Below are 1,068 nucleotides of genomic sequence, written 5' to 3'. Positions count from 1 at the left end.
GTCGGTGTTCATCCGCGAGCCGGAATTCGTCGGCCAGACCAAGGACAGGCTGGCGACGATCGAGGCAATTCGAATTGTCGAGACCGCGATCCGCGATCCGTTCGACCATTGGCTGGCCGACAATCCGCAGGAAGCCTCGAAGCTGCTCGAATGGGTGATCGCGCGCGCCGACGAGAGGGTGCGCCGACGGCAGGAAAAAGAGGTGTCGCGCAAGAGCGCGGTGCGCAAACTGCGGCTGCCGGGCAAGCTCGCCGATTGCACGCAGAATGCCGCGGCCGGCGCTGAACTGTTCATCGTCGAAGGTGACTCGGCCGGCGGCTCAGCCAAGCAGGCGCGGGACCGCGCCAGCCAGGCCGTCCTGCCGCTGCGCGGAAAAATCCTCAACGTCGCCAGCGCCGGCAACGACAAGCTCGCCGGCAACCAACAGATTTCGGACCTGATCCAGGCGCTCGGCTGCGGTACGCGTTCGAAGTACCGCGATGAGGATCTGCGCTACGACCGCGTGATCATCATGACCGACGCTGATGTCGACGGCGCCCATATCGCCTCGCTGCTGATCACCTTCTTCTACCAGGAGATGCCGGCGCTGGTGCGTGGTGGCCACCTCTATCTGGCGGTGCCGCCGCTTTACTCGATCAGGCAAGGCGGCAAGGTCGCCTATGCCCGGGATGACGCGCACAAGGACGAGCTCCTGCGCACCGAATTCACCGGGCGCGGCAAGGTCGAACTCGGCCGCTTCAAGGGCCTGGGCGAGATGATGGCGGCCCAGCTCAAGGAAACCACCATGGATCCGAGGAAGCGCACGCTGCTCAGGATCGACGTGATCGACGCCGAGGCGGCGACCAAGGACGCCGTCGATGCGTTGATGGGCACCAAGCCGGAAGCCCGCTTCCGCTTCATCCAGGAACGCGCCGAATTCGCCGAGACGGAAGTGCTGGATATCTAGCCATCAGCCGGTTTAGCTTGCGCTTCTGATATGGAGACCAGCGTGTGATTGCGGCACGGCTGAAAGGCTATTTCGAAACCAGTTTGGCCGACCTGACGCAACCGACGCGGTCGGATTGGATT

The 1,068-nt window shown here is 63.8% G+C and carries 1 protein-coding gene; it reads left to right on the top strand.

The features are described 5' to 3' along the window. Nucleotides 1-946, top strand: a 946-nt coding sequence (locus EOC06_RS14175; protein WP_245469585.1) for a toprim domain-containing protein, incomplete at its 5' end; no start/stop codon positions are given. Nucleotides 947-1,068 lie beyond the last annotated feature (122 nt).

It is taken from the genome of Mesorhizobium sp. M7A.F.Ca.MR.362.00.0.0 (genome assembly GCF_004023175.1).
Lineage (GTDB): Bacteria > Pseudomonadota > Alphaproteobacteria > Rhizobiales > Rhizobiaceae > Mesorhizobium.
This window is presented reverse-complemented; position numbering and strand designations above follow the sequence as displayed.